This window comes from Mycobacterium sp. IS-3022, assembly GCF_001500065.1.
GTDB lineage: Bacteria > Actinomycetota > Actinomycetes > Mycobacteriales > Mycobacteriaceae > Mycobacterium.
The window spans coordinates 143,676-159,826 of the sequence record NZ_LQIN01000048.1; the positions used below are offsets into that span (position 1 = coordinate 143,676).

A 16,151-nucleotide genomic window follows, 5' to 3' on the forward strand; every position below is an offset into this window, starting at 1 on the left:
CGGAGGTTATCCACAGGCCATGTGTCCGGCACGCCCGAGCTGTCGGCCGTCGCGCTTAGCGTGCGGACTATGACGAACTGGATAAACACAGTGAGCCGCGACCACGTCGAACTCGGCGTCCGCGGCCGCTTCACTCAGGCAAACCACGGCAAGCCGGCCATGTTGCGCAAAATGGCGCGCGGCGACTGGATCGTCTTCTATTCCCCGCGCATGGTGTACCCCGACGGTCCGCCACTGCAGGCGTTCACCGCGATCGGACAGGTCGCCGACGATGAGCCCTACCAGGATCGGGTGTCGCCCGACTTCGAACCGTGGCGGCGCAACGTGGATTTCCTCGACTGTGCCGAGGCGCCCATCCGTCCGCTCATCGAGCAGCTGAAGTTCATCGAGGACAGGACGCACTGGGGGTACAAGTTTCGGTTCGGGATGTTCAGGATCGACGACGATGACCTGGCGGTGATCCGTTCGGCGATGACCGGCCCGGGTTGAGGCCTACCCTGTCGAGGTGAGCAACACCGACCCGGCGCCGGCCGAAGTCGCCTGCGCGGCATCGCCCTTCGCCGGCGTCCTGCATCCGCGGGAAGTGCCGTTGGGCGGGCCGCGGGCCATCAGGGTGCGACGGACACTGCCGCAGCGGGAGCGGTCGCTGATCGGGGCGTGGTGCTTCGTCGACCATTACGGCCCGCACGACGTGCGCAGCGGCGGAGGGATGGACGTTCCACCACACCCGCACACCGGACTGCAAACAGTCAGCTGGTTGTTCAGCGGGGAGGTCGAGCATCGCGACAGCGCGGGCGTGCACGCGATGGTGCGGCCCGGCGAGCTCAATCTGATGACGGCCGGCGCCGGCATCGCTCACTCCGAGGTGTCGGTCTCGTCCACCCGGTCAGCGAGCACGCTGTTGCACGGTGTGCAGTTATGGGTGGCGCTGCCCGACGCTGCGCGCGACACCGCACGCGATTTCGAGCACTTCGTGCCGACGCCCCGGATGCTCGGCGGCGCAACGCTGCGGGTCTTCCTCGGCGAGCTCGCCGGCCAGCACTCCCCCGTGCACACGTTCACGCCGCTGCTCGGTGCGCAGGTCGACCTCGAGCCCGGCGCGGACCTGACGCTGGAGGTGAACCCGAACTTCGAACACGGTGTGCTGCTCGACCACGGCACGGTTTCGGTCGCCGGTACGGCGCTGAACGTGGCCGACCTTGCGTTCCAGGCCGCCGGTAACGACCGGTTGAGCGTTGCCAATGACGGAGCGGGTGCGGCCCGGTTCCTGCTGCTGGGCGGTCCACCATTTCCCGAACAGCTGGTGATGTGGTGGAACTTCGTCGGTCGTAACCACGACGACATCGCGACGTACCGCAGGCAATGGGAGGCGGGCGACGACCGGTTCGGCGCGGTGCACGGTTATCGCGGCACGGTCGCGCGCCTACCCGCTCCTCCCCTGCCCAACGTGACGTTGCGTATGCGGCCGAACCCCGGGGTATAGCAGGAGCATGACAACCGACAAGACGGGCGCGCCCACCGAAGTCACCGCCGAATCCGACCGATACACCATCTCCGTCGAGGGCAAGAGGGTGGGCCTGACCGAGTTCATCGACCACGATGGCCAGCGCATCTTCCCCCACACCGAGGTGGACGGCGAGTTCGAGGGACGCGGCTTGGCCACCATCCTGATCGGCGAGGCGCTGCAAGACACCCGCGACACCGGGCAACGCATCGTCGCGGTGTGCCCGATGGTGGCCGCCTACCTCGACAAGCACCAGGAGTTCGCCGATATCGTCGATCCGGTGTCGCGGGACGTCAAGCGCTGGCTGGCGAATCGCTGAAGCCGCCAGCCGCGAAGCGCTAAAACTCAAGCGACACAAGAAAACACCCCGCGAGACCTTCGCGGGGTGTTTCCGTGCGGTTCAACGGTCAGCTGAGGCCGACGACCTCCTGGGCTATGTCGGCCAGGCGGGTCTGCGCCGCCGACACCAGCCGCTGCCGGTTCTTGTGCATCTCCTCGTAGGCGATGATCGTGCGGATGTCGCTCGGATCGTCGAGGTCCTTGACCGCGGCCACCGCATCGTTGAGGTTGAGGTCCTCGTACCCGGCGATCGGAAGCTCTTCGGCGTCGACGACGCCGCCTTCCGCGCGGGCCTTGTGCAGCGCGTCGGCCGCCTCATTGGCGCCCTCACGGCGGACGACCTCCTCGGCTCGCTTCAGTGCCCCGTCACGCGAGGCGCCGAGCGCCTTGAGCGTGATCTCGCTGGCGCGCTGGGCACGTTGACGGAGGTCGTCGACGGCCGGACCCGCAGAGCGCAGCAGCTCGGCGATGCGCTCGACCGACTGCGCCGACCACTGCCCGGGCAGGTTGACGATCCTCACCGCGGTGCCCGCGGCGGCCTGCAGCGGGGTGCGCTGCAGCGCCGCCGGACCACCGAGCGCGTCCTCGGCCAGCACGGTGGTCAGCCAGTTCACCGTCGCCGAGTGCGCGGTGATCAGCCGGTCGGCCAGCTCTTGAACATCCGGCTTCTTGGCCGCGACGGCCAGGGCCTTGATGTAGCGGGCGCGGTCCAGCAGCTGATCCTCCAGCGCCAGATCCCCCAGCAGTGCCTCGTCGAACGGTTGCGCCTGCTCGGTCAGCGCCTTCACGGCCGCGGCGGCGCGGCCGAGGAACGGGCCGATCGTGTCGGGAAAGCCGCCGAGGTCGCGGATCGCCTTCTCGATCGCCTCGGCGCGGATGCGGCCGTTTTCGGCGTTCTCGGCCAGCTCGCGGCGGACCGCCTCGGTCCTGGCCTGCGCGATCCGGGTCTCGGCGACCTGGATCTCGGTGTGGGTGAGGTCGAGAATCGTGCGCAACTGCGTCAGCAGTGTGGTTTCAGTGGTGGTGGTCATTGATATAGCCCCTCAAGCGTTGACGGATTGGGTCGGCGCTGGGCTGCACCTGGTCCGTTGGCTACCCGGCGTGTGGGGACATACGAACACGTCCCCGATGTGAGATGGGTCGCAATCGCGTCAGCGCGGCTGCAGGATGATGACCGGGATCTCGCGAGCGGCCCAGGACTGGTAGGTGTCGAAATCGGCGTACGCCTCGACGAGCTTCGGCCACAGCCGGGCCCGCTGCTCGGGGGTGGCGGTCACCGCGCGCACCGGTCTCCGCTCCGAGCCGATCTCGATGTAGGCATCCGGGTTGGCCACGAGATTGCGGTACCACTGCGGGTCGGTGTCGCGGCCACCCTGCGAGGCGACGACGATCACGTCGTCTCCGTCGTGGATGTACACCAGCGGGGACACCAGCCGCTTGCCGGACTTACGGCCGATGTGCTCGAGCAGCAGGGTCGGTACCGGCTTCTTGAACCCGGCCCCCACGCGCCAGTTCGCGCCGATCTTTCCGCCGGAACGGCGATACACCCACACGTGCGCCTTGCCCGCGTACTTCATGATCTTGGAGACGAAGGGCGAGTTCAGCTGCTTGGGCTTGTTGTTCGGGTCCATGCGCTCAACCTAGATACTGCGCCGTGCTGCCGCCCAGCGGCATGGCGGGCATACCGAGCTTGCGATGGTCCCAGCTGCGGGTCCGAATGGGTGCCACCCGCACACAGATCCGGTTGTTCATCATCTGGTCGACGAACGGGCGCATCTCTTCGGAGTACGGTCCGGTGTAGCGCTCCCAGACGCTGATGCCAACGCGCAGTGCGGTTTGCGGGTCGTCGATGATCTCGGCCCGGCCGTCGATCGAGACGCCGCGCAGGGTGTCGTAGGTGTGGCCGTCCTCGATCATCACGGTCACCGTCGGATTGCGACGCAGGTTCACCGCTTTTTGCGACTTGGCCTTCGTCTCGAACCAGATCTCGCCGTCGAGCACGGCGTACCACATCGCGACCAGGTGCGGCCGCCCGTCGGGCAGCACGGTCGCCATCGTGGCGGTGCGGCTGCGTTCGATGAATTCGGCGATCTCGTCGTCGGACATGACGATCTTCGCGCGCTCGTTCTTGCCCACGATCGAAATACTGTCAGGTCGCGGGTGCGGCCACCGTCACGGGGATGCCGTATCAGCTACTCATCAACATGATGTACTGCGCGGCGTTCATCTGCTGCGTGGCCAGCAGGGTCGGAGCGCTCGTCTCGATCGCGTACCGGTCGGCGGTCGCCAGGCAGTAGAACGTCTCGTCGGTCATCCGCAGGCAGCGGCTGCCGGGCATGTTCGGCACCGGGTTGGCGGGCGCAGCGATCGGTGACACCTCGGCGAAGAACTCCTCGACCACGGTCTCGGCGCCGTCGGCGTCATCGGCACGGTAGACGCTGGAGCCCGCCATCGCGACGAGGTCAACTCCCGTGTCGGAGAACAGCTTCGCCGAGCGGACGGGGTCGGATTGGAAGTGCAGGGCGCCGCGCCGTTCGTACGTCGTGTTCTTGGTGAACGTCAGATCTCGCCCGTCGAGCGGGATCGTCCGGGCCAGCAGCCCGGTGGGATCGATCGAGATGTCGGCGAGCTCGCTCAAGTCCGTGGCGCGAAAATCGTCGATCGCCGGCGTTTGCAGCTCGATGCTTTTCGCCACCAGCTTGGCCGCGGCGTCGACGCCGGCGGTCGCCTGCGCCTGCTGCATGAAGACGTACGGGCCGTGCGCGGTGAACGAGCGCACCGCGCCGAACGACCCGATCGTCCGATCACTCGCGGTGTAACTGGTTGCCCGCGCCTCCGGATGGCCCGGGATCTCCAGCGTCGCCGGTCCGTCGGCACCTTGCTGCTGCGCCGCCGCCTCGCCCAGGTCGGTGGCCGCGGCTGTCGCAGCGTCGTCGTCGGCGAAGCGCAGCACCGCGTTCAGCAACACCCGGCGCTTCTTCTCGGTGCGCACCGTGGCGAAGCCGGTGACGAAGTCGTGCCGGGCTGCCGCCCCGGCGAGGTTCATCGGGCCGATCAGCGCGAGAGCCTCCGCGCGCGGCAGCACCACCGCGCCGAAGCCGAATCCGTCCTTCAACGCCGGATCGACTTCCCACGGCCCGACGACATAATTGGCGAGCCGCTGGCCCTCGAGCACCGCGCCGAGCATGGGGTCACCGGCGACGCCCAGCGGTTGCCTCGGCGTCGTCGGGAACCGCCCCGGGTCCAGCCGATTGAAATCCAGCGTCGGCCCCGACGGTCCGCCGGTGGCCTTGACCGCCGCCCCCTCGACGGTGGACGTACACGCCGCCGTTGCGAGCAGCGCGACTACGGAAACGAGGGCGAGAATTGCGTGCCGCATCCAGGCGAAATTACCCGCCCCAGCAGAAACCGCGGTTCAGGCATGCCGGTGAAATCGAGTACTTGAGCTCGGATCCCCAAACACCAAAGGCCACGACCTCTTTCGAGGTTCGCGACCTTTAGCCCTGCAGTTCGTTTTGTGGGCGAAGGGGGACTTGAACCCCCACGTCCCGAAGGACACTGGCACCTGAAGCCAGCGCGTCTGCCATTCCGCCACTCGCCCCAACGACCGGGGGAGCCTATCACGCTAGACACCCCGCTCCCCAACCGTACCGGCGGCAGCGCGGACCCGGGTCAAGCGCCCGGACCGATCGTGATTCACATGGCCTGAGCTGGGTTGATCCGATTCTCAGAATTCTGTTGGTCCCGCAGCGTGGTGCTGGGCCGATACCATGCACATGAGCATTGTGGCCAGGCGACACGCTGGGCATCCGTGCCGATGAGCAGGACGAACGAAACGACCGAGTGAGGCGGGCGGTGACATGGGTCTAGTCGACCGCATCGAGCGCAAGCTCGAGTCGACGGTCGGTGACGCTTTCGCCCGGGTCTTCGGCGGTTCGATAGTTCCGCAGGAAGTCGAGGCGATGCTCCGCCGGGAAGCCGACACCGGTGCGCGGGAAGTGCTCGGCGGCCAGGTTTTGGCCCCGAACGACTACGTCATTACCCTCAGTGTGCCTGACTATCAGAAGGTGAGCGCCGACCCAGACCTCACATCAGCGACTTTTGCCAAGCACTTGGAGGGATACATCCGTGATCAGGGGTGGCAAACGTATGGTGATGTTGTCGTCAGGTTCGAAGAATCATCCACCCTGCACACCGGACAGTTTCGCGCGCGTGGAGCGGTCAATCCCGACTCGACCACTGGCGAACCCGCCCCACCACCTCGAGTACACGCGTCCAGCGCAGAATCAGGAGTACCACCGATGAGCGACAACCCGACCTACCGCGGCGGCCAGGGGCCGGGGCGGCCCGCCGACGAGTATTACGACGAGCGGTACGGCCGTCCGGATGACCGCGGTCAGTATCCCCCACAAGAGCAAGGCGGCTACCCGCCCCAGGGTGACCCCTACCCGCCGCGTCAGGGCGGCTACCCCGACCAGGGTGGCTATCCAGAGCAGCAGGGCGGTTACCCGGAACAGGGCGGCTATCCCGACCAAGGCTATCCGCCACCGTCGTACGAACAACGGCCTCCCGCCGGTGGCTACGGCCCCCCGCAGGGCGGTTACCCGGATCAGGGCTATCGCCAGGCACCCGGCGGCTACGGTCCCCCACAAGGTGGGCAGCCGGGCTATGGCGGTCCTCCCGCGGGTGAGTACGACTACGGTCGCCCGCCGGCGCCCGGCCGTCACGAAGACGGCGGTTATGGCCGGCCCGAGCCGCGGCCCACGTATCCGGATCAGGGCGGCTACCCCGACCAAGGTGGCTATCCCGACCAGGGTGGCTACGGCGGTCAGCAGTACGGCCGCCAAGACCAGGGCTACGGCGCCCCGCCGGACTACGGCCGCTACGGCGACGCCCCGGCCGCCGGTTACGCCGAGCCCGGTTACGCCGAGCCCGCGGGCGGCTACGACTACGGCCAGCAAGGCGGCTACGGCGCCGGCTACGGCCAGTCCGACTACGCCGCCGGCGGCGCCACCGTCACGCTGCAGCTCGACGACGGCAGCGGCCGGACCTACCAGCTGCGCGAGGGCACGAACGTGATCGGCCGCGGCCAGGACGCCCAGTTCCGGCTGCCCGACACCGGTGTGTCGCGACGCCACCTGGAGATCCGCTGGGACGGTCAGGTCGCGCTGCTGTCCGATCTGAACTCCACGAACGGCACCACCGTGAACAACGCGCCGGTGCAGGAGTGGCAGCTCGCAGACGGCGACGTGATCCGGCTGGGCCACTCCGAGATCATCGTCCGCGTGCACTGAGCACCGTGGCCGGCCGCGGCCGGGGCGCGAAGCTCGTCGCTTCCCGCTCATGTCGGTGACCGTCCAAGTATCGTGACGGTGCCGAGGCCGGCTGCGCGGTGCCGACGCAACCAGAACGGGACGGGGACGGAGAGGACGTCAGATGCAGGGGTTGGTACTGCAGCTGACGCGCGTCGGATTCCTGTTGCTGCTATGGCTGTTCATCTGGTCGGTGCTCAGGATTCTGCGCACGGATCTCTACGCGCCCACCGGCGCCGTCATGGTGCGCCGTGGGCTGCCGCTGCGGGCCTCGCTGCTGCCCAACCGCGGCCGTCGTAACGTGGCGCGGCACCTGGTGGTCACCGAGGGCGCGCTGGCCGGCACGCGCATCACGCTGGGCAGCCAGCCGGTGTTGGTCGGGCGCGCCGACGATTCGACCCTGGTACTCACCGACGACTACGCCTCGACCCGGCACGCCCGGCTGTCGCCTCGAGGTTCGGAGTGGTATGTCGAGGACCTAGGATCGACCAACGGCACATACCTCGACAGGGCGAAGGTGACGACGGCGGTACGGGTTCCGATGGGCACGCCGGTTCGGATCGGCAAGACGGTAATCGAGCTGCGCCCGTGACACTGGTGCTTCGCTATGCCGCGCGCAGCGACCGCGGCCTGGTCCGGGCGAACAACGAGGACTCCGTCTACGCCGGTGCGCGACTGCTCGCGCTTGCCGACGGGATGGGCGGCCACGCCGCCGGCGAGGTCGCCTCCCAGTTGGTGATCGCCGCGCTGGCCCATCTCGATGACGACGAGCCCGGCGGCGACCTGCTGTCCAAGCTTGACGCCGCGGTCCGCGAAGGCAACTCGGCGATCGCCGCGCATGTCGAGGCCGACCCCGAACTCGAGGGCATGGGCACCACGTTGACGGCAATCCTGTTCGCGGGCAACAGGCTTGGGTTGGTACACATCGGCGACTCCCGGGGCTATCTGCTGCGCGACGGTGAGCTGACCCAGATCACCAAGGACGACACATTCGTCCAGACACTCGTCGACGAGGGCCGCATCACCGCGGAAGAGGCGCACAGCCACCCGCAGCGGTCGCTGATCATGCGCGCGCTGACCGGCCACGAGGTGGAGCCCACGCTGATCATGCGTGAGGCGCGCGCCGGCGACCGTTACCTGCTGTGCTCCGACGGGCTCTCCGATCCGGTCAGCCACGACACCATCCTCGAGGCACTGCAGATTCCCGATGTGGCCGAAAGCGCGGACCGGCTCATCGAATTGGCGCTGCGCGGTGGCGGACCCGACAACGTCACCGTCGTGGTGGCCGACGTCGTCGACTACGACTACGGGCAGACCCAGCCGATCCTGGCCGGAGCCGTGTCCGGCGACGACGACCAGCCACCGCCCAACACCGCAGCTGGTCGAGCGTCGGCGTTCAATCCGCGCCGCAACGAAGCCAAACGCGTTCAACCGGAACCGGAGGAACCGCCGCGGCCGCCCAAGTCGCGGCGGCGAATGTTCATCGCCGCCGTTCTGCTGGTGTTGGCGGTGTTGGCCGGGTTGGCCGTCGGCCGGGAGATCATCCGCAACAACTTCTACGTCGCAGCCCACAACGGCACCGTGTCGATCATGCGGGGTGTGCCCGGATCGATCCTCGGCTATTCGTTGCAGGAGCCGTACCGACAGGGCTGCTTGACCGAACGCAACGGCCTGAACCTCATCAGCCCCGGACAGCAGCCGCGCGACTGCCAGATCTTTCGGGTCAGCGATCTGAAGCAGTCCGAACAACGGCAGGTCATCGCGGGGCTGCCGACGGGCTCCGAAGACCAGGCCATCAGCCAGATCAACCAACTGGCACGCGATTCGCTGCTTCCGATCTGCGCGCCGCCGCCGCCACCACCGCGCACCAGTGAGGCACCGCACAGCCCGGCACCGACGAATTCGCCTGGCGTACCGAACAATCCGCCGACCCGCGGTGAAACCGGCGCCCCGGCACCCGAGACGCCGCGGACGGTGACGCCGCCACCTCCGGAACCGAGGTCGCCTGCTCCGCAACCGGAGTCGCCGCGACCGGAACCGGGTGCACCGGCACAGCCGGGCGAACCGTCACCGCCCGCGTCGTCACCGAAGCCGCCGCCGGCGCCGACGGTCACCGCGTTGCCCCCGCCGCCACCCGAACCGGGCACCAACTGCCGGGAAGTGGCATGACCACCCAGCCGCAGTCCGCCGTCGCCGTTACGCCGCCACTCCCCAACCGGCGCAACGCCGAACTGCTCCTGCTCGGCTTCGCGGCCGTCATCACCACTCTCGCGCTGCTACTCGTCGAGGCGAACCAGGAGAAGGGCCTGCACTGGGATCTCGCGCAGTACACCGTCGCGTATCTGGCGTTGTTCAGCGGTGCGCACCTCGCGGTGCGACGTTTCGCGCCCTACGCCGATCCCCTACTGCTGCCGGTGGTCGCGCTGCTGAACGGGTTGGGACTGGTGATGATTCACCGCCTCGACCTCGGATCCGGCGAGCTGAGGCAGGACGGCTTGGGCGGCACCGCCAACCAGCAGATGCTGTGGACCCTGCTCGGGGTCATCGGGTTCTCGCTGATCGTGATCTTCCTGCGCGACCATCGACTGCTGTCCCGCTACGGCTATCTGTGCGGGCTCACCGGCCTGATTCTGTTGGCCATTCCGGCGGTGCTGCCCCGCTCGATGTCGGAGCAGAACGGTGCCAAGATCTGGATTCAGTTCCCGGGCTTCTCGATTCAGCCCGCCGAGTTCTCGAAGATCCTGCTGCTGATCTTCTTCGCGGCGGTGCTGGTGTCGAAGCGCAATGTCTTCACCAGTGCGGGCAAGCACGTTCTCGGCATGGACCTCCCCCGGCCCCGCGACCTCGCGCCGCTTCTCGCCGCCTGGATCGCCTCGGTCGGGGTGATGATCTTCGAGAAGGACCTCGGCACGTCGCTGCTGCTGTACGCGTCGTTTCTGGTGCTGGTGTACGCGGCCACCGACCGGCTCAGCTGGGTCGTCATCGGTCTCGCCCTCTTCGCAGCGGGAAGCGTTGCCGCATATCACCTTTTCGATCACGTCGAGGTCCGCGTGCAGACATGGCTGGACCCGTTCGCCGACCCCGACGGCGCGGGTTACCAGATGGTGCAGTCGCTGTTCAGTTTTGCGACCGGAGGGATCTTCGGCACCGGTCTGGGCAATGGTCAACCCGCCACTGTGCCCGCCGCGTCAACCGATTTCATCATCGCGGCCATCGGCGAGGAACTCGGCCTGGTGGGCCTGGCCGCGGTGCTGATGCTCTACACCATCGTCATCATCCGGGGACTGCGCACCGCGATCGCCGTGCGTGACAGCTTCGGGAAGTTGCTTGCCGCGGGCCTGGCCTCGACGCTGGCGCTGCAGTTGTTCATCGTCGTCGGCGGTGTCACCAAACTCATTCCGCTGACCGGCCTGACGACGCCCTGGATGTCCTACGGAGGGTCTTCGCTGCTGGCGAACTACCTGCTGCTCGCCATCCTGGTGCGCATCTCGCATGCGGCGCGCCGCCCCATCGTCACCGCACCGCAGACCCCGACCCCGATCGCGGCGGCCGGCACCGAGGTGATCGAAAAGGTATGAACACCTCGCTGCGCCGCATCGCCGTCTCCGTCATGGCCCTGATCGTGCTGCTGCTCGCCAACGCCACCCTCACGCAGGTGTTCACCGCCGACGGGTTGCGCTCCGATCCGCGCAACCAGCGCGTGCTGCTCGACGAGTACTCCCGGCAACGCGGGCAGATCTCCGCGGGTGGCCAGCTGCTGGCCTACTCGGTGTCGACCAACGGCCGGTTCCGGTTCCTGCGCGTGTATCCCAATCCCCAGGCGTACGCACCGGTGACGGGCTTCTACTCGCTGCAGTACTCGAGCACCGGCCTGGAGCGCGCCGAGGACTCCATCCTCAACGGCTCCGACGAACGGTTGTTCGGCCGCCGGCTCGCCGACTTCTTCACCGGCCGCGACCCGCGCGGCGGAAACGTCGACACCACGATCAATCCGCAGGTGCAGCGCGCCGCCTGGGAGGCGATGGAGGACGGCTGCGACGGGCCGTGCAAGGGTTCGGTGGTGGCCATCGAGCCCTCGACGGGCAAGATCCTTGCGATGGTCTCGGCGCCGTCCTACGACCCGAACCTGCTGGCCACCCACAACATGGCCGCCCAGACGGCGGCCTGGCAGCGGCTGCGCGACGACCCCGAGTCTCCGCTGCTGAACCGGGCGATCTCCGAGACCTACCCGCCGGGGTCGACCTTCAAGGTGATCACCACCGCGGCGGCCCTGCAGCGAGGCGCCACGGTAGACACCCAGCTCACCGCCGAACCGCGAATCCCGTTGCCGGACAGCACCGCATCGTTGGAGAACTTCGGCGGCGCGTCCTGCGGCGGTGGCCCCACCGCGTCGCTTCGGGAGGCCTTCGCCAGGTCGTGCAACACCGCGTTCGTCCAGTTGGGCATCGACACCGGCGCCGACGCGCTGCGGTCGACAGCCCGCGGGTTCGGCCTCGACGCGCCCGCACCGATGATCCCGCTTCAGGTGGTCGAGTCGCGCGTCGGGCCGATCGCCGACGCCGCCGCGCTGGGCATGTCGAGTATCGGCCAGAAAGACGTTGCGCTCACTCCGCTGCAGAACGCCCAGGTGGCCGCGACCATCGCCAACGGTGGGGTGGCGATGCGGCCGTATCTCGTGGATAGCCTGAAGGGACCCGACCTCTCGAACATCGCCACGACGGCTCCGCAGGAAGAGCGCCGGGCGGTGTCGCAGCAGGTCGCCGATACACTTACGGACTTGATGGTCGCCGCCGAGCAGGTGACGAAGCAGAAGGGAGCCATCGCCGGCGTGCAGATCGCATCCAAGACCGGCACAGCGGAGCACGGCACCGACCCGCGTAACACCCCTCCGCATGCCTGGTACATCGCCTTCGCCCCGGCACAGGCCCCCAAAGTCGCGGTCGCGGTGCTGGTCGAGAACGGCGGTAACCGGCTGTCGGCGACGGGCGGGGCGCTTGCCGCGCCGATCGGCAGGGCGACGATAGCCGCGGCGCTGCGGGAGGGCTCATGAGCTCCCGAGCCGGAGGCGAGAAATGAGTCCCCGAGTCGGAGTGACGTTGTCCGGCCGCTACCGGTTGCAGCGGTTGATCGCCACCGGCGGCATGGGCCAGGTGTGGGAGGCGGTGGACTCCCGGTTGGGCCGACGGGTGGCGGTGAAGGTGCTCAAGGCCGAGTACTCCACCGACCCCGAGTTCGTCGAGCGGTTCCGCGCCGAGGCCCGCACCGTCGCCATGCTGAACCATCCCGGCATCGCCAGCGTGTACGACTACGGCGAGACCGACATGGACGGCGAGGGCCGCACCGCCTACCTGGTGATGGAACTGGTCAACGGTGAACCGCTGAACTCGGTGCTGAAACGGACCGGCCGGCTGTCGCTGCGCCATGCGCTCGACATGCTCGAGCAGACGGGACGCGCTCTGCAGGTCGCCCACACCGCGGGCCTGGTGCACCGCGACGTGAAGCCGGGCAACATCCTCATCACCCCGACGGGTCAGGTCAAGCTCACCGACTTCGGCATCGCCAAGGCCGTCGACGCCGCGCCAGTGACGCAGACCGGAATGGTGATGGGGACCGCGCAGTACATCGCGCCCGAGCAGGCGCTGGGTCATGACGCCACCGCCGCCAGCGACGTGTATGCGCTGGGAGTTGTTGGCTACGAATCGGTTTCGGGCAAGCGGCCGTTCACCGGCGACGGCGCGCTGACGGTGGCGATGAAGCACATCAAGGAGACGCCGCCGCCGCTGCCCGCCGATCTGCCGCCCAATGTGCGCGAACTGATCGAGATCACCCTCGTCAAGAACCCCGGCATGCGATATCGCTCCGGCGGGGCGTTCGCCGACGCGGTCGCCGCGGTGCGGTCCGGACGGCGCCCGCCGCGACCCAACGCCGCACCGTCGATCGGCCGCGCCGCGCCCACCGCCGTGCCGTCGGCCACCCAGGCCCGCGCCGCCGCCGACATGACCGGTCGCGCCCCGGCCACCGTCGCGCGCCCACGCCCGGCGACCGGTAGCCACCGCCCGCCACCGCCGCGGCGCACATTCTCGTCGGGCCAGCGCGCGCTGTTGTGGGCCGCGGGGGTGCTGGGGGCGCTCGCGATCATCATCGCGATCCTCATCGTGCTCAACGCTCAGGACCGCCAGGACAAGCAGACGCCGCCACCGACGATCACCAACACCATCACCGAGACCACCCCCTACGAGTCGCCGGCGGCCCTACCGGATCGGACCGGGCGCGGGGGCGAAGTTGATGGTGAGGAAGAATCAGGGGTAACCACACCGCAGGCGATGGCGTCACCGGCACCGGCGCGGGTGCCGCCGTCGACCCCGGCACAGGAGCTGGACCTGCGACTTCCGGCTCCAGAACAGACATCGCAATGACAACCCCGCAACATCTGTCCGACCGCTATGAGCTCGGCGAGATCCTCGGCTTCGGTGGCATGTCCGAAGTCCATCTCGCACGCGACACGCGCCTGCATCGCGACGTCGCGATCAAGGTGTTGCGTGCCGACCTCGCCCGCGATCCGAGCTTCTATCTGCGTTTCCGCCGCGAAGCGCAGAACGCGGCCGCATTGAACCACCCCGCGATCGTCGCGGTCTACGACACCGGCGAGGCCGAGACGCCCAGCGGTCCGCTGCCCTACATCGTGATGGAGTACGTCGACGGGGTGACGCTGCGCGACATCGTGCACAGCGACGGCCCGATGGAACCGCGGCGGGCCATCGAGGTGATCGCCGACGCCTGCCAGGCGCTGAACTTCAGCCACCAGCACGGGATCATCCACCGCGACGTCAAACCGGCCAACATCATGATCAGCAAGACCGGCGCGGTCAAGGTGATGGACTTCGGGATCGCCCGCGCACTGGCCGACGCCAACAGCGTCACCCAGACTGCCGCGGTGATCGGCACCGCCCAGTACCTGTCGCCGGAGCAGGCCCGCGGCGAAAAGGTCGACGCCCGTTCCGACGTCTACTCGCTGGGCTGTGTGCTCTACGAAATCCTCACCGGGGAGCCACCTTTCATCGGTGACTCCCCCGTCGCGGTGGCGTACCAGCATGTCCGCGAGGACCCTATTCCGCCGTCGCAACGGCACAATGACATCACCCCGGAACTGGACGCCGTGGTGCTCAAGTCGCTGGCGAAGAACCCCGACAACCGGTATCAGACCGCCGCGGAGATGCGCGCCGATCTGGTCCGGGTGCACAGCGGCGAGCAACCGGACGCCCCGAAGGTGTTCACCGACGCCGACCGCAACTCGCTGCTGTCGTCGCCGCCCAACCATGAGCGCACCGAACCGATCGAGCCCACCCCGATGCCGCAGCCGCGCGAGTACGCCGACCGGGAGCGACGCGGCTCGGTCTGGCGGTGGCTGGCCGCCGTCGCGGTACTGGCCGTGCTCACCGTGGTGGTGACGGTCGCGATCAACATGTTCGGCGGGGACACCCGCGCCGTCGAAGTGCCCGACGTGAGCGGCCAGCCGTCGGCGGATGCGATCGCCGAACTGCAGAACCGTGGTTTCAAGACGCGCACCCAGCAGCGCCCCGACTCGACGGTGCCGCCCGACCACGTCATCAGCACCGATCCGAGCGCCGACACGTCGGTCGAGGCCGGTGAGGAGATCACCATCAACGTGTCCACCGGTCCCGAGCAGCGGGAGATACCCGACGTCAAGAACCTGACGTACGCGGAGGCGGCGCAGAAGCTGACCGAGGCGGGTTTCGAGAAGTTCAAGCCGTCGTCGTCGCCGTCGACGCCGGCGCTCAAGGACCGGGTGCTCGGCACGAATCCGCCGGCGAATCAGACGTCGGCGATCACCAACGAGATCACCATCGTCGTCGGCTCGGGGCCCGAAAGCCGCACGGTGCCCAACGTCGCGAACCAGTCAGAGGCGTCGGCGCGCCAGATTCTTACCGCAGCCGGGTTCACCAACGTGGTGCCGGTCCAGGTCGACAGCCCCGAACCCTGCGGACAGGTCATCGGCACCCTGCCCCCCGCCGGACAGGATTCCCCCGTGGACGCCCCGGTTCAGTTGCAGCAGTCCGCCTGCAATCAGTTCCTGATGCCCGACCTACGCGGAATGTTCTGGGTGGACGCCGAACCGCGGCTACGGGCGCTGGGGTGGACGGGTTCCTTGGACAAGGGCGCCGACGTGCCGAACAGCGGCCAGCGGGCCAACGCGGTGGTCACTCAGAGCCCGGCGCCGGGCGCCAGTGTGGACTTCGGCGCGACGATCACGCTGAGTTTCGCGTCGTAGCGACCGCGCGCTGCACGGCGCTCGAGACCTCGTCCTCCAGCTTCCGGACCAGCGACTCGGCGGGCGCGGCGCCGCAGTAGCCGAGCCAGTTGGCCAGCATCCGGTGCCCACCCTCGGTGAGGATCGACTCGGGATGGAACTGCACACCGTGGATCGGCAACGCGACGTGCCGAACGCCCATGATGACGCCCCCTTCCGTGCGAGCGGTCACCTCCAATTCGGCGGGCACCGTGTCGGGCAGGATCGTCAGCGAGTGGTATCTGGTCGCGGTGAAGGGACTTGGAAGTCCTTGCAGCACACCGGAATTGAAGTGATGAACGACGCTGGTCTTACCGTGTAGCAGTTCTGGGGCGCGGTCGACCGTGCCGCCGAAGGCCACCCCGATCGCCTGGTGGCCGAGGCACACGCCCAGCAGCGGGGTCCGGGCCGCCGCGCACGCCTTGACGAGGGGGATGGACGCGCCGGCCCGCTCCGGCGTACCCGGGCCGGGACTGAGCAGCACCCCGTCGAACTCGTCGGCGGCCTTCGCGATGTCGGCGTCGGTGCCCAGGCGGTCGTCGTCGTTGCGCCAGACCTGCGCGTGCACTCCGAGCTGACCCAGATACTGCACGAGGTTGAACACGAAGCTGTCGTAGTTGTCGACCACCAGGACCTGCATCAGCCCAGGTTACTGGTTGCGGTTTCGGTGTACCTCGTCGCGGCTCGC

General features: G+C 68.2%; 15 protein-coding genes and 1 tRNA gene. 10 read left to right on the forward strand and 6 right to left on the reverse strand.

Features of this window, described 5'->3' with window-relative positions; translation table 11 throughout:
- Window positions 1-69 precede the first annotated feature (69 nt).
- The 3 genes from AU188_RS20995 to AU188_RS21005 are packed head-to-tail and all read left to right on the forward strand — an operon-like array spanning window position 70 to window position 1,823.
- A complete protein-coding gene (locus AU188_RS20995; RefSeq protein WP_059165410.1) occupies window positions 70-489 on the forward strand; it encodes an EVE domain-containing protein in 420 nt (139 codons plus the stop codon).
- Window positions 490-505: 16 nt separating this feature from the next.
- Complete coding sequence (locus AU188_RS21000) at window positions 506-1,483, forward strand: pirin family protein (RefSeq protein WP_059165411.1); 978 nt, start codon at window positions 506-508, stop codon at window positions 1,481-1,483.
- 7 nt (window positions 1,484-1,490) lie between these two features.
- The gene (locus AU188_RS21005) at window positions 1,491-1,823 is read left to right on the forward strand and encodes a GNAT family N-acetyltransferase (protein WP_059165412.1); all 333 of its coding nucleotides are present in this window, start codon (window positions 1,491-1,493) and stop codon (window positions 1,821-1,823) included.
- 88 nt (window positions 1,824-1,911) lie between these two features.
- Here the strand turns inward: AU188_RS21005 and AU188_RS21010 are convergent, their stop codons facing one another.
- From AU188_RS21010 to AU188_RS21030, 5 genes are all read right to left on the reverse strand, one after another.
- Entirely contained in the window at window positions 1,912-2,874 is a 963-nt protein-coding gene (locus AU188_RS21010) for a hypothetical protein (protein WP_059165413.1), read from the reverse strand.
- A 120-nt stretch (window positions 2,875-2,994) separates the two neighbouring features.
- On the reverse strand, window positions 2,995-3,474 hold the full coding sequence (locus tag AU188_RS21015; protein WP_059165414.1) for a nitroreductase family deazaflavin-dependent oxidoreductase: 480 nt from the start codon (window positions 3,472-3,474) through the stop codon (window positions 2,995-2,997).
- Window positions 3,475-3,478: 4 nt separating this feature from the next.
- On the reverse strand, window positions 3,479-3,979 hold the full coding sequence (locus tag AU188_RS21020; RefSeq protein ID WP_059165415.1) for a pyridoxamine 5'-phosphate oxidase family protein: 501 nt from the start codon (window positions 3,977-3,979) through the stop codon (window positions 3,479-3,481).
- A gap of 52 nt (window positions 3,980-4,031) precedes the next feature.
- Window positions 4,032-5,222: a DUF7373 family lipoprotein gene (locus AU188_RS21025; protein WP_059165416.1), complete on the reverse strand. Its 1,191-nt coding sequence runs from the start codon at window positions 5,220-5,222 to the stop codon at window positions 4,032-4,034.
- Between the two features lie 139 nt (window positions 5,223-5,361).
- A tRNA-Leu gene (locus tag AU188_RS21030) sits at window positions 5,362-5,444 on the reverse strand.
- A gap of 259 nt (window positions 5,445-5,703) precedes the next feature.
- Here AU188_RS21030 and AU188_RS21035 point away from each other — a divergent pair.
- The 7 genes from AU188_RS21035 to pknB all read left to right on the forward strand — a co-directional run bounded on the left by AU188_RS21035 (window position 5,704) and on the right by pknB (window position 15,445).
- The gene (locus AU188_RS21035) at window positions 5,704-7,137 is read left to right on the forward strand and encodes an FhaA domain-containing protein (protein ID WP_059165417.1); all 1,434 of its coding nucleotides are present in this window, start codon (window positions 5,704-5,706) and stop codon (window positions 7,135-7,137) included.
- Between the two features lie 142 nt (window positions 7,138-7,279).
- On the forward strand, window positions 7,280-7,747 hold the full coding sequence (locus AU188_RS21040; RefSeq protein WP_059165418.1) for an FHA domain-containing protein FhaB/FipA: 468 nt from the start codon (window positions 7,280-7,282) through the stop codon (window positions 7,745-7,747).
- Window positions 7,744-9,324, forward strand: a complete 1,581-nt coding sequence (locus AU188_RS21045) for a PP2C family protein-serine/threonine phosphatase (protein WP_059165419.1) — start codon at window positions 7,744-7,746, stop codon at window positions 9,322-9,324. The genes AU188_RS21040 and AU188_RS21045 overlap by 4 nt, the downstream gene beginning before the upstream one ends.
- Entirely contained in the window at window positions 9,321-10,733 is a 1,413-nt protein-coding gene (locus AU188_RS21050) for an FtsW/RodA/SpoVE family cell cycle protein (RefSeq protein ID WP_059165420.1), read from the forward strand. Before AU188_RS21045 ends, AU188_RS21050 begins: the two co-directional genes overlap by 4 nt.
- Complete coding sequence (gene pbpA, locus AU188_RS21055; RefSeq protein WP_059165421.1) at window positions 10,730-12,205, forward strand: D,D-transpeptidase PbpA; 1,476 nt, start codon at window positions 10,730-10,732, stop codon at window positions 12,203-12,205. Before AU188_RS21050 ends, pbpA begins: the two co-directional genes overlap by 4 nt.
- A 22-nt stretch (window positions 12,206-12,227) precedes the next feature.
- Window positions 12,228-13,571 (forward strand): protein kinase domain-containing protein, encoded by a 1,344-nt coding sequence (locus AU188_RS21060; RefSeq protein ID WP_059165422.1) that lies wholly within the window; start codon window positions 12,228-12,230, stop codon window positions 13,569-13,571.
- Complete coding sequence (gene pknB, locus AU188_RS21065; protein ID WP_059165423.1) at window positions 13,568-15,445, forward strand: Stk1 family PASTA domain-containing Ser/Thr kinase; 1,878 nt, start codon at window positions 13,568-13,570, stop codon at window positions 15,443-15,445. Before AU188_RS21060 ends, pknB begins: the two co-directional genes overlap by 4 nt.
- Here pknB and AU188_RS21070 read toward each other — a convergent pair.
- Window positions 15,423-16,103 carry an aminodeoxychorismate/anthranilate synthase component II gene (locus AU188_RS21070; protein WP_059165424.1) on the reverse strand — a complete coding sequence of 227 codons (681 nt, stop codon included), beginning with the start codon at window positions 16,101-16,103 and terminating at the stop codon, window positions 15,423-15,425. The genes pknB and AU188_RS21070 overlap by 23 nt on opposite strands.
- Window positions 16,104-16,151: the final 48 nt, after the last annotated feature.